The sequence below is a fragment of the Mycobacterium scrofulaceum genome (genome assembly GCF_002086735.1).
Classification (GTDB): Bacteria; Actinomycetota; Actinomycetes; order Mycobacteriales; family Mycobacteriaceae; genus Mycobacterium; species Mycobacterium scrofulaceum.
In genome coordinates this window covers 129,794-149,932 of sequence record NZ_MVIJ01000002.1, presented here as the reverse complement: position 1 = coordinate 149,932, position 20,139 = coordinate 129,794, and the positions used below count along the sequence as shown (strand labels likewise).

The following is a 20,139-nucleotide window of genomic DNA, read 5'->3' as shown; positions in this document are numbered from 1 at the left end:
GCTGAACTCACAGCAGGCTGAGGACCGCCGCACCGAGTAATCCCGCCGCCGTCACCGCGGCCGTCGCGGTGGCGACGGCGCGCCACCCGAAGCTGCGGGCGATCATCGCGGCCCCCGGGACACTCACCGCCGGCAGGGTGATCAGCAGCGCGCCGATCGTGCCGGACGACGCGCCCAGCAGGGCCAGCCCCTGCAGGATGGGGATTTCCCCTGCTGTCGGGATGACCATCAGCGTGCCGGCGATCGCGACCACCACGACGAGCAGCAGCGCCCACAGCAGGCCGTGGTGCGCCGGTTGCGCCAGTGTGAGCAACCACCCGCGCAGCGCCCCCACCAGCAGCACCAGGACCGCGTACTCGGGCAGCAGGAACAGACCCAGCCACAACAGCGCCCGCACGAACCCGCGCGGCCCACCGATGCCCGCGCCGTCGCCGGCGGCCGGGACGGCCCGCGGCGGCCTCGGCCCGGCGCCGGGGGCGCGGGAGACCAGCCCCACCGCCGCCGCGACGCCGAGCACCGTCGCGACGCCGACCAGCAGCCGGGTCAGGGTCCATTGCCAGGGGGCGACGAAGAACAAGAACACCAGCACGGCCGGGTTGAGCAACGGGTTGCCCAGCCAGTAGGCGACCGCGGCCGCGGGCGTGATGCCGTTGCGGCGCAGGGTGACGGCAACCGGGGCGGCGCAACAGGTGCACATCATCGAGGGCATGCCGGCGGCCCCGCCGGCCAGCGCGCTCGAGACCAGGCCGCGCCTGTTCAACGCGCGCGGCAGCCACGGTCGCGGGATCAGCGCCTGCACCGACGCGCTGATCAGCAGCGCCGCGACCAGCGCCGGCCAGATCGACGACACGTACGCATGGAAGAACGTCGCGGCCGCGTGCCAGGTGGGGCGATCCCCGGCGCGCACGCCGCCCACGGCGAGCACGCTCGATCCGGCCCAGTGGTGGGTCCGATGGGCCGTGGCGGCCTTCCCCGCGTAGGGCAGCCACTTCGCCCACAGCAAACCCGCCGTGAACACGGCGGCGGCGACGGCGACGCCGATTGCGACGGTCCGTCGGCCCCCGTGGTGAATTGCATTGCCCTCCAAAGGCATAGCCATGACCAACGAGGCTAGCCCACGACCTGGGCTTGCGCACAGGCGAGTGGGTCGCCACGCCTCCCGCACTCCGACGGCGATCGCGATTATTCTCGGCTTCGTGAGCGGGGCTGTTCCGTCTGGATATCGCCGTTACGTCGCGATCGGCGACAGCCAGACCGAGGGCTTGTGGGACGGCGACGACGTCGTCGGCCTCCTCGGGTTTGCCGACCGGCTCGCCGCCATGGTCGATTCGGTCTACCCCGGACTGCACTATGCCAACCTCGCGATCCGCGGCAAACGCATCGGCGACGTTCTCTACGAGCAGGTCCCGCCGGCCCTGGCCATGCGGCCGGACCTGATCACCGTGTGCGTCGGGATGAACGACGTCATCCAGCCCGGGCGGTCGTTCGGGCCCGCCCTGCTGGACCTCGAGTACCTCTACGCCGCGCTGGCCAGGTCAGGGGCCACGGTGGTGACGACCACGTTCCCGAACGTCGCCCAGTTCCTCCCGCTGGGGCGGTTGGTCTCGGGCCGGCTGGCCCGCATCAACGCGGCCATCACGGGGGCCGCCGAGCGCTACGGCTTCGGGCTGGTCGACCTGTACAACGCGCCGTCCATGCGCGAGCTGGACACCTGGGCCATCGACCGCGTGCACGCCTCCAGCAAGGGGCACATGCTGTTCGCCGCCGCGGCCGCCGAGGCCCTGAATCTGCCTGGCAGCAACCATGATTGGGCGTACGGAAGCCTGGATGCCCGGCGGCGGTCGGTCACCGCCGGCGCCTACGAGCAGCTGCGCTGGACGCAGGACAGCTTCTTCCCGTGGATCTGGCGCCGGCTGCGCGGCCTGTCGTCGGCCGACGGGCGGGAACCCAAACGCCCGCGCCTGGAGAGCCTGAGCACGCCGAGCAGGCCGGCGGACGCGAACCGGCGGGTTTAGGGCGCGCATCGCCGGGCGGTCAGGCATCCTGGACGCATGGATGTGGAGGCTTTGCTGCACGCGATCCCGCCGCTCGCGGTCTACCTGGTGGTCGGCGGTGTGGTGGGGCTGGAGAGCCTCGGCATCCCCCTTCCCGGGGAGATCATCCTGGTCAGCGCGGCGCTGATGTCGTCGCATGACGACCTGCCGGTCAACCCCGTCGGCGTGGGCCTCGCGGCGGTGATGGGCGCCGTTGTCGGCGACTCGATCGGTTACACGATCGGCCGCCGCTTCGGCATGCCGCTCTTCGACCGCCTTGGCCGGCGGTTCCCCAAGCATTTCGGTCCCGGACACGTCGCGTTGGCCGAAAAGTTGTTCAGCCGCTGGGGAGTTCGCGCGGTCTTCTTCGGCCGCTTCATCGCGCTGCTGCGGATATTCGCCGGCCCGCTCGCCGGGGCGCTGAAGATGCACTACCCGCGCTTCTTGGCGGCCAACGTCTCGGGCGCCATCTGCTGGGCCGGCGGCACCACCGCGCTGGTGTATTTCGCCGGGATGGCCGCGGAGCGCTGGCTGGAGCGGTTCTCGTGGGTAGCCCTGGTCGTCGCGATCGTGTTCGGCCTCATCGCCGCCTTCGCGCTGCGCGAACGCACCTCACGGGCCATCGCCGAACTCGAGGCCGAGCACTACCGCAAGGCCGGCAGCACCGCCGCCGACGCCGCCTGAACCGCGGCTAACTGGCCGCCTCGCCGAGATCCTCCGGCGCGACCGGCCGGTAATCGTCGATGAGGCCGACGGCCATCCTGCGGGCGCGCAACGCGGCGTCGACGTCGCCCACGGCCGCCAGCACCATGGCGCCCTTCATCAGGATGTGACAGGACGAGGCGAACTCCTCCACGTCGGTCAGCCCGGCCGCGGCGGCGCGGTGACGCACGATGTCGCGGACGTGGTCGATGTGCGTGATGCAGGCCTGTCCCGCGGGGGAATCGGGCCCGAGCTCGAGCAGCACGTTGAGGAACGAGCAGCCTTCGTAGCCGTCGCGGCGCTGGATCCAGTCGTGCATGACGTCGAAGATGGCGAGCAGCTGCTCCTCGGGCGTCTCGCCCCGCTGCCGCGACTGCTCCTCGATCAGGCCGTGCGTCCACACTTCCTCGCGCCGCTGCAGCACGGCCAGCACGAGGTCGTTCTTGGTGGCGAAGTGACGGTACAACGTGGCCCTGGCGACGCCGGCGCGGTCGATCACCTCTTCGGTGCCGACAGCGCGGATGCCACGCCGGCTGAACAGCTCGTAAGCCGCGGTCAGGATGCGTTCGCGAGCCGATGCGGCGGGCGCTCCAACATCGGGGGTTGGCATGACAAGTCACAACGTACTCTTAGCCGCGACATGTAGACAGACTGACCTGTCTTGTTATAGAAATGAGATTCGCATTCCGCGAAAGAGTCTGTCTTCAAACGGCAGGACGGGCATCCATCGCAGCGTCGTAGACGCCGGTCGATTAGGAGTCCACGATGTGCTCTGCCATTGCAGAACCCATGACAACTACCCACCTGATGCTGAGCACGAAGCTGGTCTACGAGCTCGGCGATCCGACCAGCACGCTGCGCGCCACGGCCGATCGCAGCGGCCCCGCGGTGCTGATCTACGCGGGCGGGGAGGTCGACGCGTGCAATGAGCACACCTGGCGCCAGCTGCTCGGCGAGGTCGCCGGCGTCGCCGTCGCGCCCGGCCCCCTCGTCGTCGACGTCACCGGACTGGAGTTCATGGGCTGCTGCGCCTTCGCGGTACTGGCCGACGAGGCGAAGCGCTGCAAGGAGCGCGGCATCGAGTTGCGCCTGGTGAGCCGCGAGCCGATCGTCGCCCGCATCGTCGACGCGTGCGGCCTGTCCGGCCTGCTGCCCATCTACCCGACCGCCGATTCCGCGCTCGCGTCCGCGCCCCGTTGGTGACGGGGCGGCCCGGGCGCTGATCGGCTCCCCGGCCGGATGAGCGAGCCTCCCACCTTCGGCGCGGAGGAGGAATTCCTCCTCGTCGACCCGCGAACCGGCGAACCGGCTCCACGTAACGCCGACGTGGCCGCCGAGGCCAAGGACCGCGGTGTCGAGCTGGACCTGGAGCTGAGCAGCTGCCAAGTGGAGACCACCTCGAGCGTCGTGGCGACCGGCGCCGAACTCGGCGAGGAGCTGGCCCGGCTGCGGCGCATCGCGGCGCAGGCGGCCGAGGCCGCCGGGCTTCAGCTACTGGCGGCCGGGCTTCCGCCCGCCACGCCGCACGAGTTCCCCGTGACCGACACCCCGCGCTACCGGCGGATCGGCGAGGAGTACGGGATGGTCGCGCACGAGCAGGGCATCTGCGGATGCCATGTGCACGTGCAGGTTCCGGACCGCGCGGCGGCCATTCGAGCCAGCAACTGGTTGCGGCCCTGGCTGCCGTCTTTGCTTGCGCTGTCGTCGAATTCGGCGGTGTACCGCGGCGCCGACAGCGGCTACGCGAGCTGGCGCAGCGTGCTCTGGCGGCGCTGGCCGGTGGCCGGACCGCCGCCCTTCTTCCCGTCGCCCGACGACTACGACCGCACGGTGCGGATGCTGATCGACAGCGAAGTGATCCTCGACGAGAAGATGATCTATTGGGACGTGCGCCCGTCGGAGAACTTCCCGACGATCGAGGTGCGGGTGGCCGACGTCCCGGCCACCGTCGCGGAGACGGTGCTGCTCGCCACGCTGGTCAGGGCCGCGGTGATGACGGCGCTCGACGCCGGCGAAGGCGAACCGGGGCGGCTTCCGCCGGCGGCCCTGCGCGCGGCGTACTGGAAGGCCGCCCACGACGGGCTCGCCGGGCGCACGCTCGACCTGATCCACGGCCGCGGGGCGGTGCCCGCGCGGGAGCAGTTGCACGCCTTCGTGCAGCGCGTGCGGCCGGCGCTGCAGACTCTCGGCGAGTACGACCGCGTCGTGGGTGAACTCGACCGCGTCGCCGCGCAGGGCAACGGCGCCATGCGCCAGTTGCGCGCCTGGCGCATCCGCGGCGAGGTGATGGACGTCATTGCGGAAATTGCGGCGGCCACGCTCAGCGGGTGAACGGACGATCGCGCCACATGCGCGCGACGAGCAGCAGACCCGTCAGCGGATAGGGCAGGTTGTACGCGAGAGACTGCGCCGCGTTGAGAAACGCGTAGTCGTAATTCGAATTCGGGCCGCACGCAAGGTGAAACAACGGCGCGTCGCCCAAGAGCCCAACGGCCAAGTACACGCCCGTGCCCATGACCACCATTCCCGCGTAGAAGACCGCTGGCAGGCGGATCCAATCCCGTCCTCGCACGAACGCGTAGATCAAGACCAGATAGAAGACGCCGAACAGCATTGCCGACACATAGCCCACGCTGACTTGGACGAAGCGGGGGTTCGCGATCAGCAGGGAGTCGGTCCCGGCGTTGTAGAGGAACCGTGCCATGAAATAGCCCGACCGCGGATCGGGATGACCCACCGTATTGACCGTGTCCGCAAGCGCGGACGTCAACGCGAAGAAGGAGTACATCACGATGAAAAACCAGTCGCGTCGCCGCTCCCGCAGCGGAATCGGGTCCGCTCGTCGGACGAAATTCTCATCGCGTTGCGACACGGCTGGCATCGACATGGCCGGATCGTACGTCTGCCGATCAACGCAAGGACCTAAACCTCCGAACCCATCGATGTAGGGGGTCTAGTCACGCGACCGCGAGCAGCCGGTACAGCCCGATCAGGCCCACCACCACGATGGTCGCCCGCAGCGCGTTCCCGGACAACCGGCGCCCGTAGCGCGCCCCCGCCAATCCCCCGACCAGCGAGCCCGCCGCGATCAGCCCGGCGGCCGGCCAGCTGATCCGGTCGAAGGCCACCAGCGTATAGGCCGTCGCCGCAACCACATTCACCACCAGAGCCAGCAGGTTCTTGGCCGCGTTCATCCGCTGCACCGACTCCGGCAGCAGCGCGCCCATCAGGCCGACCAGCAGGATGCCCTGCGCCGCGGTGAAATAGCCGCCGTACACGCCGACGGCGAACGTGCCCAGCACCAGGACGGCCATGCGACCCGGCGTGATGTGCTCGGGCGAGCGGCCCGCCGCCTCGGCGCGCCGGCCCGTCCACGCCTGGATGCGCGGTCCCGTGACCACCAGCGCCAGCGCCAGGACCAGCAGCACCGGCACCACTTCGGCGAACACCTTTTCCGGCAGGTGCAGCAGCAAAAAGGCGCCCAGCACCGCGCCCGCCAGCGACGCCGGCAGTTGCCAGCGCAGCCGGTTCCATTGACCGCGTAGCTCCGCGCGGTAGCCCCAGGTGCCTGACACGCTGCCGGCGACCAGGCCGGTCGCGTTGGACATGGTGGCCGTCACCGGCGGGAAGCCGAGCGCGACCAGGGTGGGGAACGTGATCAGGGTGCCGGACCCGACGAGCGCGTTGATGGCGCCGGCGCCGAACCCGGCCAGGCAGATCAGGAGGATATGGGAAGGCGACACTGAAGAAAAACCCTAGCGCGCCGCCGGTTTCGGCGCGCGGGTGGAGTGCGCGTCAGGCAGGAGGCGCCTCGGCGCCGCGGTCGACGCCGGTGCGGAGTTTGACCGATGCCGAGTAGGCGAGCGTGCGGAAGTGCAGGACCGGATCGTCGGACGGCTCGATGCCATCGGTCACCCGCATCGGGTCGAACACGACGATGTCGCCGCCGTGCTCGCGCTCGGTCTCCGGGCCGGTGATCTCGAGCGTGCCGACGGTCGCGATCTGCGTGCTCTGCCAGGGCGCTGACGGGTCGACCGTCGAGTCCGTGGGCCCGCCGATCTGCACGCGGTAGTGAAACCGCACCGGTCCGCCGTCCAGGCGCGAGTTCAGCTCGCCGGTGAGGAAGTCGGGGCCCTCGCCGTGCGCGGACGACGCCGACAGGTAGCTCTCCGTGGCGGCCGGAACCATGTGGTAGCGAACGAATCTGGCGCTGCCGTCGTCGGCGACCCAGCGGAACGCGTGCAAGCCGTGGTACTCGATGGTGGCGTAGCTCGCCGGGATCTTGTTGGCGTCGCGCAGGACCGGCAGCGCGCCGAGCAACCGCGGGTGGGTGAGGAAGTGTTTGGCCATCCGCAGCGGGGTCGTCAGGCCGGGCCGCATCGCCTTGAGCAGGTCGACGAATCCGTCCGGCGTGCTCGAGACGAACAGGCGCGCGGTCTGCGTCGACACATCGGTGGTCGAGCCGTCGGGCAGGGTGAACTTCACCGCCATCCCGCGGACCCCCGGCACGTTGTCGCGTTGCGTGGGGTTGCCGGCGCCGTTGGAGAACCGGATCAGCGCCGGGACTGTCGAACCGTCGAAATGCTTTGCCCGCGTGAGCATGACAGCGTCAGGCGTAGCGGTGAACGTGCCGCGGTAGAGGGTGCCTTTGGCGTGCAGCGCGCGGCAGCCCGGCTGCGCACCGCCGGTGCCTCGAATCGCCTCGATCGCCTCGTCGGGAGTGACCATGGGCGAATCTTAAGGCGCTAGGAGGGAAAGCCGAAGAGTTTGACCACACCGTGGTCGCGGCCGGCGGTGTAGCCACCGTCGACGGCGATCGCCTGCCCACTGACGAACGAGGCGTCGGGCGACAGCAGGAACGCCGCCATGGCCGCGACCTCCTCCGGCTGGCCCAGCCGTTGCAGGGCGTGTTCGGTGGTGATGGATTGCAGCGGGCCCTCCATGCCCGGGAGGCCGAAGACGCTTTGGGCCATGGGCGTTTCGATGAAGCCCGGACAGATGGCGTTGGCCCGGATGCCGCTGGGCCCGTAGTCGAGCGCGATGTTCTTGGTGAGCAGCACGACGCCGCCCTTGGCCGCGTTGTACGAGCTGCCGCCCGCCGTGCCTTCCAGGCCCTCCACGCTGGCGACGGTCACCAGCGAACCGCGTTCGCCGTCGACGCGTTGCTGCTCGATCATCCGGGCCAGCGCCGCCTTGGCGACCAGGAAGGTGCCGGTGAGGTTGATCCCGATCACCCGGTCCCATTCGGTCCGGTCGAGCAGGTGGACCGGGCCTCCCCCGGCGACGCCCGCGGCGTGCAGGACGCCGTCGAGGCGGTCGGGCACGGCGGCCAGCACCGCGGCGACGGCGGCCTCGTCGGTGACGTCGGCGGTCACAAACTGGAACCGGGGGCCGCTGAAACCTAGGTCGGGCGCGGCGGCCAGGTCGGCGCCGATCACCGTGGCCCCCTCGGCCAGGAGGCGCCGCGCGCTCGCCAGGCCGATTCCGGAAGCGGCGCCCGTCACCACGAAGGTGCGTGAGCGGGCACGTTCGGGGTTCACCACGTCTGGCCTCGTTTCGGATCGTGTTACGCCGCAGACATGTTGACACATCGGCGGCGGGCGCGTGGGCGAACACCGTAGCCGGGTGATCCTTTGATAACGGGCAGCGATCAGCAAATAGCGATCCGGTCTTGGACACCGCCCGCGTTTGGGCGGATCGTGGGAACAGCGGGCGAATCCCCCCACGCCCAATGCCCGGAACAGGAGCCAGCGCATGTTCTCGTCGATCCTCAACTCCATACGTCCGCGGCGGGCCTCCGCCGTCGCCGCGGTCCTGGCCACCGCCGTGGCGGCGGCCCTTGTCCCGATCGGCACGCCCTCGCCGGTGCGGCTCGCCTCGGCCGGGGCGATCCCGATCGCCGACGGCGTCTCGATCGTCCCCGCCCCCGGCTGGACGCTCGGCCACCGCGGCCCCAACTGGGTGGCGCTCAGCAACGCCGATCTGAGCGCGCAGATGCGGGTCACGGTGAAACCCGCGGGCGGGACCGACGTCGTCGCCGCCCTGCAGGCGGACAAAGCACAGTTGGCGGGCGACGCCTCGGCCGTCCTGACCAACGTGCGGGACGTCGGCGAGCCGCACACCAGAACGCTGCCGGGTCCGAAATTCCAGCAGCAGGCGTCCGTCGACTACAGCGCCGACGTGCTGGCGCCCCAGGGCCCGATTCCGGTCATCGGCACCTTCACCGAGCTGCTGAACACGTCCAACCGGCAGTCGGTGTTCGTCGACTACCGCCAGGACAACAACGCGACCGCGCAGGCGGCCCGCGACGGCGGCGTGATGATCGAATCCATGCTCTGATCCGGGGGCCACGGCTTCGCGTGCGTATCCCGCGCTCTGTGCGTGTATCCACGGCTTCGCGCGTGAATCGACGGCGGAAATCGTCCGGCTCCCGCCCTCGGCGCACAGTCAAAGCCCTCAGTGCACACTCAACAGGAACAAACTCACTCACCCGGAGGGATTCATGCCACCAGCCGACACCACGGCGGACACCACGGAGACGCTCGCCGGATTCGTCGACCGGCACGCCCGGCAGCGGCCCGACGCCGTCGCGATTCGCTACGGGGAACGGCAGTGGTCCTGGGCCGACTGGGCGGCGAGGATCCGCCGCGCGGCCGGTGCGCTGCGCGACGCCGGTGTGCGGCGCGGTGAGTGCGTGGCGTTTTTGGACAAGAACCACCCCGCCTGCCTCGAGGTGCTGTTCGCCGCGGCGTCGATCGGCGCCGTGACGACCATCGTCAACTGGCGGGTCATCGGCGAGGAACTCGTGCACGTGCTCGCCGACAGCGGCGCGCGGCTGGTCTTCGTCGGCGCCGAGCTGCGGGCCGCGGCCGAGGCGGCCGCCGAACGGGCGCCGGGCGTGGAACGCATCGTCGTGGTGGGCGACGAGTACGAGTCGCTGCTGGACGCGGCGGCGCCCACGGGGAGCGACGCGGACGTCGACGCGGGCGAGACCGCGCTGGTTATCTACAGCTCCGGCACCACGGGGCGGCCGAAGGGCGTGTTGCTGAGCCAGCGCGCGCTGGTCAATCACGCGGCGAATCTGGCTCCGGCGTTCCCGTTCGGCGAGGGGGACGCGAACCTGGTGGCCATGCCGCTGTTTCACGTCGGCGGAATCGGCTACGCGCTCTTCGGGATTCGGGCCGGGGTGCCCACCGTGATGACCCGCGAACCCGACGCGGCCGCCCTGATGGGCGCGGTGCGGGCCGGCGCGACCCACGCGTTCTTCGTCCCGCCGGTGATCGCAAGGTTCCTGGAGGCCGGCGACGCGGCGCACGCCACCATCGCGGGCCTGCGCTACATCGTGTACGGGGCCGCGCCCATGCCGCTGCCGCTGCTGCATCGGGCGCTGTCCACCTGGCCCGAGACCCGGTTCGTGCAGGTGTACGGGCAGACGGAGCTGTGCGGGGCGGTCACCGCGCTGAGCGACGCCGATCACCGCGATCCCGCCCGCCCGCACCTGCAGCTGGCGGCGGGAAAAGCGGTGCTGGGCACCGAGATTCGCGTCGTCGATGCCGAGACGGGTACCCCGGTGCCCGCCGGGCAGCCCGGCGAGATCTGGGTGCGCAGCAACCAGAACATGAGCGGCTACCTGAACCGGCCGGAGGCGACCGCCGAGACGATCACCGACGACGACTGGGTGCGCACCGGTGACGTCGGCCGCCTGGACGACGACGGCTACGTCTACATCGAAGACAGGCTGAAGGACATGATCATCACCGGCGGCGAGAACGTCTACGGGCCCGAGGTGGAAAGCGTGCTCATCGAGCACCCCGCTATCGCCGATGCCGCGGCGATCGGCGTGCCCGACGACTTCTGGGGCGAGTCGGTCAAGGCGATCGTGGTGGCCGAGGGCGACGTCGACGCGCAGGACGTCATCGACTTCTGCCGTCAGCATCTGGCCGGCTTCAAATGCCCGCGGACCGTGGACTTCGTGGACTCGCTGCCCCGTAACGCCAGCGGGAAGATCCTGAAAACCCAGTTGCGCGAACCCTATTGGCGTGACCGGGCGCGAGGAATATGAGCGCATCGGTGGATGCGCGGCGGCGCACCTGCGCGATCGGTGTGCTGGGCGGCCCGACCACCGTGGTCGACATCGCGGGTCTGCGGATCGTGATGGACCCGACGTTCGACCCGCCCGGGGTGCACGCGTACCTGACCAAGCTCGCCGGGCCGGCGGTGAGCGCCGAGGCGCTCGGCCCGGTGGACGCGGTGCTGATCAGCCATGACCAGCATCCCGACAATCTGGACGACGAGGGCCGCCGGATGGCCCTGGCCGCGCCGCTGGTGCTCACCCACCCCGGCGGCGCCGCCCGGTTGGGGCCGCCTGCGGTGGGCGTGGCGCCCTGGCAGACCTACCAACTGCCCGGATCGCTTGCCGCGCAGGCGGTCCCGGCGGTGCACGGCCCGGCGGACGGGCAGCGCGACGCGAGCGGTCACGTGAACTGCGAAGTGACCGGGTTCGTGCTGTCCGGGCCCGGCGTGCCGACGGTGTACCTCAGCGGTGATAACGCCTCGATGACGGCGGTCAAGGACGTGGCCGACCGGGTGGGCGTCGTCGACGTCGCGGTGCTGTTCGCGGGCGCGGCCAGCGTGCCGGCCAAGGAGCGCGGGCGGCCGCTGACGCTGACCGCGGCGCGCGCGGCCGCCGCCGCCGAGGTTCTGGGCGCGCGGGTGGTGATACCGGCCCACGTCGACGGCTGGGCCCACTTCACCGAGGGCGTCGACGAATTCGCCGCCGCGTTCGACCAGGCCGGGATCGGCGACCGGTTGCGGGTGGCGCCCCACGGGGAATGGATCGACCTATAGCCGCCCCTGCACCCGCAGGTCCGGGTGCACCCAGTCCGGCGAGCGGCGTTCCTTGAAGGCGCGAAAGCCCTCGCGCGCCTCGGCGTCGCTCAGGCTGCTGGTCATGCCGATGCGGTCGTAGAGGCCCAGGTAGCTGTCGATGCTGGACTTGATCACCCCGCGGGCGCGCGGCGCGGTGCGGCAGCATTGCGCGAGCAGCTCTTTCGCCGACTCGAGCAGGCTTTCGTGCGGCACGACGCGGGTGACCAGGCCCCAGTCCAGCGCCTCGACGGCGGTGAGCACCCGGCCGGTGAACATCAGGTCGCGGGTGCGCACCGGCCCGATGACCCGGGTGAGCATCTGGCTGTAATAGGTGTCGGCGTAGCCGCGGAACAGCTCGGGCACGCGGAAGGTCGCCCGGTCGCTGACCACCGACAGGTCGCTGCACAGCGCGATCTGGAACCCGCCGCCCTGACACAGGCCGTTGACCGCCGAGACGACCGGCTTGGCCGAGGTGCGCACGGTGTCGAACGGGGTGACGTCCATGCCCAGCGCGCCGCCGAAGGTGATCCAGTTGTCGGTGGCGCCCCCGCCGCCCATGTCGCCGCCGGGCGCGAAGACGTCGCCGGTTCCGGTGATCAGCAGGCCGGCCAGGTCGGGATCCTCGTTGACGCGGCCCACCGCGTGACGGATCCCGAAGTACATCGCGGGCGTCAAAGCGTTGCGCGCGTCGGGGCGATCGATGGTGCACACCGCGATCGACCCCTGGCGCTGCAAGGTGAGGTAGGGCGTGCCGAGCCAGTCCCCCTCGGGCGGGCGGGGGGTGTCGCGGGTCGGGGGAACCTGGGCCACGGGATTCCTCTCACGTCGGTCGCTACTGTCGCTCTTACAGTAGCGGCGGCGGCCCCCTACAGATACGCCAGCGTGGCGATGCCGGTGGTCGCCGACGCGTCGGCGAGCAGCTCGGCCAGTTTCACCTGCAGCGTGGCCGTGGTCTCCCCCACCGGCTTCTCGCAGAACCGGCAGCTCGTCGTGAACTGCGGCTGCTCGTCTTCGTCGGGCCAGAATCGGCGCGGCCCCACCATGGCGCCGGGATCGTACTGAACGGCCTGGTGGGGGGCGTCCTTGAGGATCCGGCCCACGGGGTGGCCTTGCGGGCATTCGAGTTTGAGCGTGCCGATGCCTTCGAAGTTGCCGACCATCGTTCACCGTCCTTGCCAGATTGGTTGTCACCGATTGTCGCCGGTATGGGCTGTTCACGTTCGCGCTGGGCAAACTCGGCCGACAATAGGCTGCGGAAGTGACATGCTCGGGGCCAGCCAACGAATCGAGGTCGACATGCCAGCCCCCCTGGTGGACACCGGTCTCCTCGAGGACGCGGTGCGCTCAGCGTGCCGCGCGCCGTCGCTGCACAACAGCCAGCCCTGGCAGTGGGTGGCCGGCGGCGGTCAGGTGGAGCTCTTTCTCGATGCGAACCGGGCGATGGTCTCCGACCGGTCCGGCCGGGAGGCGCTGATCAGCTGCGGCGCCGCGCTCGACCACCTTCGGGTGGCGCTCGCGGCCGCCGGGTGGCGAGCGCGGATTTCCCGGTTCCCCGACCCAAAGGATCCGAACCATCTGGCGACCGTCGACGTCAGCCCGGTCCAGGACGTCACCGACGACGAACGGCGCCGCGCCGGCGCGATCTGGACCCGCCGTACCGACCGACTGCCGTTCATCGCGCCGATGAACTGGGAGGCGTTCGAGCCGTCGCTGCGCGGTGCCGTCGAGGAGGATGCCGTGCACCTGGACGTGATGGCCGACGAGGTGCGCGACATGCTGGCGCAGGCATCGTCGGTGGCCGAATCGGTGCGTCTCTACGACACGGCCTACCAAGAGGAACTGCATTGGTGGACCGCGCCTTTCGAGGCCACGGAGGGCGTTCCCTACAGCGCTCTGGTGTCGCCGGCCGAACGCGAGCGCGTCGACGTCGGGCGGACGTTCCCGACGACGCATGACCCCGAACGGCGCACCGAGGTTCCGAGGGACGAGTCGACGATTTTGATGCTGTCCACCGACGACGACACCCGCCTGGCCGCGTTGTTGTCCGGTGAGGCGCTCTCGGCGGTGTTACTGGAATGCACGATGGCGAACCTGGCGACCTGCCCCGTCACGCACGTCACCGAGCTCAACGTCACGCGCGAGATGATCGCGAACCTGCTGGACGAGGGCAGGCGGCCGCAGGTGCTGGTCCGGGTGGGGGTGGCCCCCGCGGCCGAGCCGCCTGCGCTCACGCCGCGACGACCGCTCAGCGAGGTGTTGCGGGTTCGGGATTGAGCGGCGGCCCGACAGGCCCACCTGCGTCTTTACTTGTGGTCCCGGCTGGGATCGAATTAGCCGCCTATGTAGTTGCTCCGCACAACCGGTACCAGCAATAATATGCCTGTCACCTGCTGTGATGCCGACGTTAGCGTAGTTGCGTACCTATGCACAACTAGACACACCCCTGCAGTTGGATAACACACGGATAACACCACGAAGGGCGACTGGGATGGCAGGTAAGAAGGGGCACCGAGGGTGGGGCTGGGTGCGTCAAAGCGGCCGCGGACGGGTCAGGCGCTGGCACGCCAGCTACCTCCATGAGGGCGTTCGGCACAACGCGCCGCACACGTATGCCGCCCGCTCGGACGCCGAGGGCTGGTTGGCCTCGGAGCGGCGCCTGATCGAGTTGGATGCGTGGACTCCTCCGGCGCAACGCAAGGCTAAGAAACAGGCCGCGGGCATGACCCTGGCCGACTACACCCCCACCTGGATTGCGCAACGCACTGTGGCCGGGCAGCCCCTCAAACCGCGGACCAAGTCGCACTACACGAAGTTGTTCGAGGAGCACATCAAACCGACGCAGCTGGGCCGGATCCCGATGCGCAACATCACCGCCGACGCCGTGCGCGCCTGGCACGCCACCACGCTGATCGACAAGCCCACCTACCGGTCCCACGCCTATCAGTTGCTGCACGCGGTGCTGGCCACCGCCGTCAGCGACGGACACCTCCAAGCCAACCCCGCCGTGATCCGGGGCGCCGGCAGCGCCGCCACCAAGAAGGAGTCGGTGATCCTCGACGTCGACGAGGTGGGCCAACTCGCCGACACCATCGACGCGCGCTATAAGGCCCTGATCCTGATCTCCGCCTGGTGCGGCCTCAGGTGGGGTGAGGTAACCGCGCTGGAGCGCCGCGATATCAGCACCGACTACGCCGTGATCACCGTGCGCAGGGGTGTCGTCCACCGCGACGGCAAGTGCCACACCGATACGACTAAAAGTAAGAAGGGCCGGGCCGTCGCCGTGCCGCCGCACATCATTCCGGCCGTCAAGCAGCACATGGCCAAATATGTCGCTAAGGACGCCGCCGCGCTGCTGTTCGCCGCCGACCGCTCCTGCCACCTAAGTGACAAGACGTTTCGCCGGTACTACCAGAAGGCGCTCACCAAGATCGGCCGCGACGGCGAAAACAAGCCCCAGCCCTCCATCCACGACATGAGGCACTTCTGCGGCACGAACACGGCGCGCGTCGGCAACCTAGTCGAGACGATGGGAAGGCTGGGACACAGCACCGTCAAAGCCTCGCTGATCTATCAGGGCATCGTCAGCGGCCGGGACGCGGAGATCGCCGCCGCCCTGTCGGCTCTGGCCGCACCGGGCGCCACCGACAAAGACTGACGTGTGGTGGAGAGTGGCAAAAGTTTCCACTCTCCACTGCCCCCGCAACCCCTTGACGCTGTGATCTCCGCCACATGTCGGCCGAATCCAATTGCATAAACGCAATTAATCCGTTACTGCGCAACGCCTTCCGGCCCAGCCGGGCGCAAGACCGACACGCCGCGCACGCAGCGACTCTTCGCGGCCGCGCCGTTGCTCTAGCAACCCCAAGCCTTGCACGAATGCAATTTACATGCGTTGCGGCACATGGCATTTAGCGGCATCGTAGTGTGGCGCTTGGCGCCCCCCTTGGGTTAACTATCACGCATGACCACATATGCGCCGGGGCGCTCCAACAAAGCGCCCCACACCACTGGGTTGCCATCGCGGGCGCCTCCGACCGCCGGGATGCCGCAGCTATTGACCATGGGCGAGGCCGCGGACATCAGTCGCCTGAGCGTCGCCACACTGCGTCGCCGGATATCAGAGGGGTCTCTTGCCGCCCACCGCGTCGGACCAAGGGTGCTGCGGGTCGACCGCGACTCGCTGCTCGCCCTGATCGGCTCCCCCATCAGGGGCGACTAAGGGCTTAGACCGCCAACGCTAACGCCGCTGTCACACAACACAATTAAATCAATCGCCGGAACCACGCACCCGGCCGACCCGAACGGAAAAAATGAGCCATCCTGAAAGGGATGGCCGGGTGCCCCCTGTGCAGGAAAACAACCCGGCCGACCCAACATCACCACCACACATCGCAGCCGCATCTGGCAGCTACACGTCGAATTATAGGGCACACCAGCGGCTTTCGTCATCTCAGCGGACCTTTTGGCCGGTGTGGGAGTTCGGCCAGAAGTTGCTGGCGGAGGCCGGTATCGCTGCGGAGGATCTGCATCCGCCCGGCACTGCAGCGTGGGTGGCCTTAGACGACGACGATCCCGCGAAGATCCTGGCCTGCGTGCTGGACAGCCCGCACCATACCGCTCGTGTAGAAGCGGGACAGGTTGCGATGGCCGCGGCGTCTCGTGCCGTATCGGCGGCCGCCGATTGGGGGCAGGTGGCACGAGAAACTGTTGCGTTGCAAAGCTTCCGCACTAGCCGCCCCTGGGCCAAACGTGTGGTGGCGTCATGACCTACACCGACGGCAATGTCAACGGCGCCGTGGTCGACGACGAACCGTGGGACTATGACGAGGAGCAGATCCTCTGGCAGATGCAGCGGCTGCGCATCAGCCGGGAAGCGCGGCGCCGCGTAGATGTCGAAGACCTGCCGCCGATCGCGATCCCCGAGCCCAAGCGGCTCGACGCGCTGTTGGCCGAACCTGATGAGCCGACGCAGTGGCTGATCACGGACGTGCAGCCGATCGACAGCCGCATACTGCTCAGCGCGCAGGGCAAAGCAGGCAAGTCCCACCTGATCCACAACATGTTGCGAAGCCTGGCCGACCGTGACCCGTTTTTGGGCCGGTTCGATGTCAACGTGCCCATCAGCAGCGTGGCGCTCATCGACAACGAGTTGTCCGAGAACATGATGCGCCGCTGGCTCGGCGATCAGCGCATCCGTAACACCCAATCCGTCACAGAGTGGACGCTACGGGGCCAGGTCGGCACATTCGACCTGCTGAATGACCGTTGTCGCGCCGCCTGGGCAGCGAGGCTACGTGACATCGGTTGCGACTACCTGTTTTTCGACTGCTTAAGGCCGGTACTGGACGCGCTGGGACTCGACGAGAATCACGAGGCCGGAAAATTCCTGGTCGCATTCGATGCGCTGCTCGCCGAGGCCGGGATCACCAACGCGGGCATCGTTCATCACATGGGTCACGGCCAAGAACGTGCCCGCGGTGACAGTCGGCTGCAGGACTGGCCTGACGCGATCTGGCGGCTGGTACGCGAAGGTGACGACCTGAACGGCCCGAGGTATTTCAGCGCCTATGGGCGTGACGTCAACGTGCCCGAGGGCCGGATGACCCTCGACCCGGCGACGCGGCGCTTCACCTACAACCAGATCTCGCGGGCTGACAGCAAGGTTGAGGCGGCCTATACGGCGCTGATTCGGCTGCTCTCGAGGGGAGCTATTAACAAGTCCGACATCGAGTCGGAACTCGGTCCCAGCGGTGATGGTCATACGCGCGCCGCTGTCCGCGACGCCATGAAGGAGGCGGTCAAGAATCAGGTCGTCTGCGTCGACACCGGGACCGGTCACAACTCCAAGCTCCACCGGATTGCGCATCCGTGCTCGGTGTGCGGGCTGCCGGTTATCACAGGGGGTCCGCGGCATGAATCGTGTCCCTCACCGACGCAAGATTGGCGGCTCGGCTGATGTCAGTTCGCCAGTTCGCCGCAGTTCGCCGCAGTTCGCCAGCGAAGTCGATCGAGTCGAGTTCGCCAGTTCGCCGCCGCCTCTATAAGGCGGCGAACGGCGAACTACTCGGACCACCAGCTTTACGCAGTCCCGTAGCCCAGTTCGCCGAGGTGCCTGCATGAGGGGAAAAGCAATTTGGGCGGCCTACGCCCAGACCAATGCGCTGGCAGTCCCCTGTGGGCACTGCTCGGCCCCGGCCGGGACCTGGTGCAGCCTCCCCGACGGAAGGGTCCGAAGGATCCCTTGTGTGTCCCGTGTGGCCGACGCCACTGCTGGTCGACAGGACCAGCTGGTCAATTCTTTACCACCTACCGCACCGGCCCGCGGTGGCCGCGATTTCACAGAACCGCTGTACCAACCAGATTGACCACAACCGCAACCGAAGGAACCCCAACCATGACCACCATGACCGACAGCCCCGACAACCGCATCGAACTGGCGCGCGTCAACGACGCCGGGGACGACGTATTCCTCAGCGCCGACGCCATGTCACTTCTGCTCGGGGTGCCCGCCGCCAACATCCGGCAGCTGGACCAGGAACCCCTTCCCGAAGTGTGGGTAAAGGCAGGCCAACGCCGCCGCAAGGAAGCCGTAGCCCACACCGGAAGCAACGAAATAATTGAAGGCTTGCGCTACTGGGCCGCCCACGATCACGACGCCGTACTCGAAATCGACTCGGCACTCACGGTCTTCATGGTCTCGCCGGGGGCGTCATGACCGGCGCAGCCGAGGTGCTGGCCGATCTGCACCGCCAGCCCGACTTGTCGGCGGGGTTGTGCGTGGGCGACGCTGAGTCCTTCACGGACGCCGTCGAAGACCCCGGCCTTGCGGATGCTTGTATCGCGGCATGCCTCCGGTGCCCTGTTTACCAGGCATGCGCAGACTGGGCCGCGTCGTTGCCGGAGGGCCACGTGCACGGCGTTGTCGGCGGGACGGTACGCGAGTGGTTGTCGCCGAGTGAGCGGTGGCGACGTAGGCGGGCGGCATGAGCGATTTCGACGACTGGCGGCCGGTCCGCAACCACGAAGGCGCGTACGAGGTAGCGAGGCCCGACCGGGTGCGCAGCATCGACCGCGTGATCGAGCGACGGGGACATCGGGGAGCGCCTCCGTTCATCCAACATCTGCGCGGCAAAGAGCTGAGCTCACGTAACCACCACGGGAAGCAGTTGGTGTGGCTCTACGACAGGGAGCACCGCCGCCACCAACGCACCGTAGCCAGCCTGATCGCTGAGGCATTCGGCGACACCGCCGCTTAACCCTGGACACCACGAGAGGACGAATCGTGAACACTGAGGAAGCTCAGCCGTCGCCGCAGGAGCTGGGTGCGTTGCGTGCAGCGGAGCTATGGCTGCTATTGGCCGGCCTCGCCGGTGACGGGGAGCGTGTCGCCGCCGAGGCGGTGCGCCTGACGCGGAGCGGAGTGGGCACCTGCTACGTGCTCGGATCCCTGACCGCGCGCGCGGCGAAAGCCCTAGAGCGGGACTATGGTTCGGCGGAGGCTGCGCTCGCCGCGCTCGAATCCGAACTGGTCGCGGCGGAACTCCAGGCAGCCCAGGACGCGGAGTGAACGCCGCCAACCGCGAGGCCCACGTTCGGCGGGAAATGGAAGAACTCGGCCAGCAGCTGCAGCATTTGCCCGGCGGGGCCGCTGTCCTTTCCGCGCCGGTATTGGTGCTGATGCGCGCGCTAATTGCGGGTGTCCATTCGGAATTGGCGGGCAGCGATCGGATCCTGAGCGCTCAGTACGAGGCTTTGTGGCGTGTGCTGGCACCTAGCTGTCGCGTGGGACGCGACGGCCAACGCGATTGGGGGACTGCGGGTTTAGGCTTCCGGAATGAGGTCGATCCCGAAACTGCAGCCACGGCGCTTGGCATGAAGCCGGACACCGTACGGAAGCATTTGCGACGCGGCACCATTCGGGGCCGCAAAGTAGGCCAGCAGTGGCGGATACCGCTGTCAGCAGTCGAAGAATTCAGCAGGAAGGTGGCGTGATGACCTACAGAATGACCGGCGAAACGCCGCTGGTAATCGTCCGCGACCAGGATGGCGAGCTCAGATACCACAGCGCTGGTGGGCCTGAAATCCCATGGCTATCGCCACAACAAGCCGAACGGTACCTAGAACTGGGTCTCGTTGAACAGGTCGAGGAACCGATGCCATGAGCGAATTCCGATGCGGACTGTGCAGCTGCCGTCTGCGCCGCGGCGTCCTGGTCGAGGTTGATGCGCCGGTGCTGGACCGTGACACGGTCACGAAGATGCAGGGACGGCCCTGGCTGTGTGTGGATTGTGCGCCGGACCGTGTCCGAGACGAAATCTCATCGATGTGGATGCAAGGGCGCCTGGCGATCGAGTTCACCGCCGCAGCAATTTCTGTAACCACAGACCCGAAGGAGGAATAATGGCCACGAAACTTCACCGGTGCTTCCGTTGCGGCAAGCGCCTACGGAATCCGCACTCCGCCAGTGCAGATGGTTGGATTAGTGTGCTCCGGGAGGGTGTTGTCGCGCAAACCATTTGCCCCAACTGCAGCACGC

Annotated in this window: 28 protein-coding genes; 20 read left to right on the top strand and 8 right to left on the bottom strand. The window is 68.6% G+C overall.

Annotated elements, in window-relative coordinates:
* Positions 1-7 precede the first annotated feature (7 nt).
* On the bottom strand, positions 8-1,099 hold the full coding sequence (locus BST44_RS02850; RefSeq protein ID WP_083174984.1) for a permease: 1,092 nt from the start codon (positions 1,097-1,099) through the stop codon (positions 8-10).
* 97 nt (positions 1,100-1,196) lie between these two features.
* On the opposite strand from BST44_RS02850, the gene BST44_RS02845 reads away from it, so the two are divergent.
* Complete coding sequence (locus tag BST44_RS02845) at positions 1,197-2,015, top strand: SGNH/GDSL hydrolase family protein (protein WP_083174982.1); 819 nt, start codon at positions 1,197-1,199, stop codon at positions 2,013-2,015.
* 36 nt (positions 2,016-2,051) lie between these two features.
* Positions 2,052-2,717 (top strand): DedA family protein, encoded by a 666-nt coding sequence (locus BST44_RS02840; protein ID WP_083174981.1) that lies wholly within the window; start codon positions 2,052-2,054, stop codon positions 2,715-2,717.
* 7 nt (positions 2,718-2,724) lie between these two features.
* Here the strand turns inward: BST44_RS02840 and BST44_RS02835 are convergent, their stop codons facing one another.
* On the bottom strand, positions 2,725-3,345 hold the full coding sequence (locus BST44_RS02835) for a TetR/AcrR family transcriptional regulator (protein WP_083174980.1): 621 nt from the start codon (positions 3,343-3,345) through the stop codon (positions 2,725-2,727).
* 155 nt (positions 3,346-3,500) lie between these two features.
* Here BST44_RS02835 and BST44_RS02830 point away from each other — a divergent pair, with 155 nt between their 5' ends.
* Together BST44_RS02830 and BST44_RS02825 are read left to right on the top strand one after the other, a co-directional pair.
* Positions 3,501-3,938, top strand: coding sequence for an anti-sigma factor antagonist (locus BST44_RS02830; protein WP_208619713.1), 438 nt, complete (start codon positions 3,501-3,503; stop codon positions 3,936-3,938).
* A gap of 36 nt (positions 3,939-3,974) precedes the next feature.
* Positions 3,975-5,066 (top strand): glutamate--cysteine ligase, encoded by a 1,092-nt coding sequence (locus BST44_RS02825; RefSeq protein ID WP_083174977.1) that lies wholly within the window; start codon positions 3,975-3,977, stop codon positions 5,064-5,066.
* On the opposite strand, the gene BST44_RS02820 is transcribed toward BST44_RS02825, so the two are convergent.
* The 4 genes from BST44_RS02820 to BST44_RS02805 all read right to left on the bottom strand — a co-directional run bounded on the left by BST44_RS02820 (position 5,056) and on the right by BST44_RS02805 (position 8,326).
* On the bottom strand, positions 5,056-5,622 hold the full coding sequence (locus tag BST44_RS02820) for a DUF2781 domain-containing protein (protein WP_142274344.1): 567 nt from the start codon (positions 5,620-5,622) through the stop codon (positions 5,056-5,058). The two genes, BST44_RS02825 and BST44_RS02820, sit on opposite strands and share 11 nt — an antisense overlap.
* Before the next feature lie 70 nt (positions 5,623-5,692).
* A complete protein-coding gene (locus BST44_RS02815) occupies positions 5,693-6,478 on the bottom strand; it encodes a sulfite exporter TauE/SafE family protein (protein WP_083174975.1) in 786 nt (261 codons plus the stop codon).
* A gap of 52 nt (positions 6,479-6,530) precedes the next feature.
* Entirely contained in the window at positions 6,531-7,463 is a 933-nt protein-coding gene (locus BST44_RS02810) for a catalase family peroxidase (RefSeq protein ID WP_083174974.1), read from the bottom strand.
* 17 nt (positions 7,464-7,480) lie between these two features.
* Positions 7,481-8,326, bottom strand: a complete 846-nt coding sequence (locus tag BST44_RS02805; RefSeq protein WP_083174972.1) for an SDR family NAD(P)-dependent oxidoreductase — start codon at positions 8,324-8,326, stop codon at positions 7,481-7,483.
* A gap of 274 nt (positions 8,327-8,600) precedes the next feature.
* Here BST44_RS02805 and BST44_RS02800 point away from each other — a divergent pair, with 274 nt between their 5' ends.
* The 3 genes from BST44_RS02800 to BST44_RS02790 all read left to right on the top strand — a co-directional run bounded on the left by BST44_RS02800 (position 8,601) and on the right by BST44_RS02790 (position 11,582).
* Positions 8,601-9,074 carry a hypothetical protein gene (locus BST44_RS02800; protein ID WP_083175101.1) on the top strand — a complete coding sequence of 158 codons (474 nt, stop codon included), beginning with the start codon at positions 8,601-8,603 and terminating at the stop codon, positions 9,072-9,074.
* Between the two features lie 163 nt (positions 9,075-9,237).
* On the top strand, positions 9,238-10,797 hold the full coding sequence (locus BST44_RS02795; protein ID WP_083174971.1) for a long-chain-fatty-acid--CoA ligase: 1,560 nt from the start codon (positions 9,238-9,240) through the stop codon (positions 10,795-10,797).
* Between the two features lie 8 nt (positions 10,798-10,805).
* Positions 10,806-11,582, top strand: coding sequence for an MBL fold metallo-hydrolase (locus BST44_RS02790; RefSeq protein WP_083175099.1), 777 nt, complete (start codon positions 10,806-10,808; stop codon positions 11,580-11,582).
* Here BST44_RS02790 and BST44_RS02785 read toward each other — a convergent pair.
* Both BST44_RS02785 and BST44_RS02780 read right to left on the bottom strand, forming a co-directional pair.
* The gene (locus BST44_RS02785; protein ID WP_083174969.1) at positions 11,577-12,413 is read right to left on the bottom strand and encodes an enoyl-CoA hydratase/isomerase family protein; all 837 of its coding nucleotides are present in this window, start codon (positions 12,411-12,413) and stop codon (positions 11,577-11,579) included. The two genes, BST44_RS02790 and BST44_RS02785, sit on opposite strands and share 6 nt — an antisense overlap.
* Before the next feature lie 56 nt (positions 12,414-12,469).
* Positions 12,470-12,763: a hypothetical protein gene (locus BST44_RS02780; RefSeq protein WP_083174968.1), complete on the bottom strand. Its 294-nt coding sequence runs from the start codon at positions 12,761-12,763 to the stop codon at positions 12,470-12,472.
* Positions 12,764-12,899: 136 nt separating this feature from the next.
* Here BST44_RS02780 and BST44_RS02775 point away from each other — a divergent pair, with 136 nt between their 5' ends.
* The 13 genes from BST44_RS02775 (at position 12,900) to BST44_RS02730 (ending at position 20,004) form a co-directional block, all read left to right on the top strand.
* A complete protein-coding gene (locus tag BST44_RS02775; protein ID WP_083175098.1) occupies positions 12,900-13,877 on the top strand; it encodes an Acg family FMN-binding oxidoreductase in 978 nt (325 codons plus the stop codon).
* Positions 13,878-14,091: 214 nt separating this feature from the next.
* A complete protein-coding gene (locus BST44_RS02770) occupies positions 14,092-15,258 on the top strand; it encodes a tyrosine-type recombinase/integrase (RefSeq protein WP_083174966.1) in 1,167 nt (388 codons plus the stop codon).
* A gap of 387 nt (positions 15,259-15,645) precedes the next feature.
* Positions 15,646-15,822: a helix-turn-helix domain-containing protein gene (locus BST44_RS29380; protein ID WP_142274342.1), complete on the top strand. Its 177-nt coding sequence runs from the start codon at positions 15,646-15,648 to the stop codon at positions 15,820-15,822.
* Positions 15,823-15,913: 91 nt separating this feature from the next.
* The gene (locus tag BST44_RS02765) at positions 15,914-16,369 is read left to right on the top strand and encodes a DUF2742 domain-containing protein (RefSeq protein ID WP_083174965.1); all 456 of its coding nucleotides are present in this window, start codon (positions 15,914-15,916) and stop codon (positions 16,367-16,369) included.
* Complete coding sequence (locus BST44_RS02760) at positions 16,366-17,559, top strand: AAA family ATPase (RefSeq protein ID WP_083174963.1); 1,194 nt, start codon at positions 16,366-16,368, stop codon at positions 17,557-17,559. The genes BST44_RS02765 and BST44_RS02760 overlap by 4 nt, the downstream gene beginning before the upstream one ends.
* Positions 17,560-17,719: 160 nt before the next feature.
* Positions 17,720-17,968: a zinc finger domain-containing protein gene (locus tag BST44_RS31640; protein ID WP_439330690.1), complete on the top strand. Its 249-nt coding sequence runs from the start codon at positions 17,720-17,722 to the stop codon at positions 17,966-17,968.
* A gap of 29 nt (positions 17,969-17,997) precedes the next feature.
* The gene (locus BST44_RS02755; protein ID WP_083174962.1) at positions 17,998-18,318 is read left to right on the top strand and encodes a hypothetical protein; all 321 of its coding nucleotides are present in this window, start codon (positions 17,998-18,000) and stop codon (positions 18,316-18,318) included.
* A complete protein-coding gene (locus tag BST44_RS31510) occupies positions 18,315-18,590 on the top strand; it encodes a WhiB family transcriptional regulator (protein WP_083174960.1) in 276 nt (91 codons plus the stop codon). Before BST44_RS02755 ends, BST44_RS31510 begins: the two co-directional genes overlap by 4 nt.
* Complete coding sequence (locus BST44_RS02745) at positions 18,587-18,859, top strand: hypothetical protein (RefSeq protein ID WP_083174959.1); 273 nt, start codon at positions 18,587-18,589, stop codon at positions 18,857-18,859. Before BST44_RS31510 ends, BST44_RS02745 begins: the two co-directional genes overlap by 4 nt.
* A 26-nt stretch (positions 18,860-18,885) precedes the next feature.
* Positions 18,886-19,170: a hypothetical protein gene (locus BST44_RS02740; RefSeq protein WP_083174958.1), complete on the top strand. Its 285-nt coding sequence runs from the start codon at positions 18,886-18,888 to the stop codon at positions 19,168-19,170.
* Complete coding sequence (locus tag BST44_RS02735; protein WP_083174957.1) at positions 19,167-19,595, top strand: helix-turn-helix domain-containing protein; 429 nt, start codon at positions 19,167-19,169, stop codon at positions 19,593-19,595. Before BST44_RS02740 ends, BST44_RS02735 begins: the two co-directional genes overlap by 4 nt.
* On the top strand, positions 19,595-19,765 hold the full coding sequence (locus BST44_RS30035; protein WP_158086636.1) for a hypothetical protein: 171 nt from the start codon (positions 19,595-19,597) through the stop codon (positions 19,763-19,765). Before BST44_RS02735 ends, BST44_RS30035 begins: the two co-directional genes overlap by 1 nt.
* On the top strand, positions 19,762-20,004 hold the full coding sequence (locus tag BST44_RS02730; protein ID WP_083174956.1) for a hypothetical protein: 243 nt from the start codon (positions 19,762-19,764) through the stop codon (positions 20,002-20,004). Before BST44_RS30035 ends, BST44_RS02730 begins: the two co-directional genes overlap by 4 nt.
* Positions 20,005-20,139: the final 135 nt, after the last annotated feature.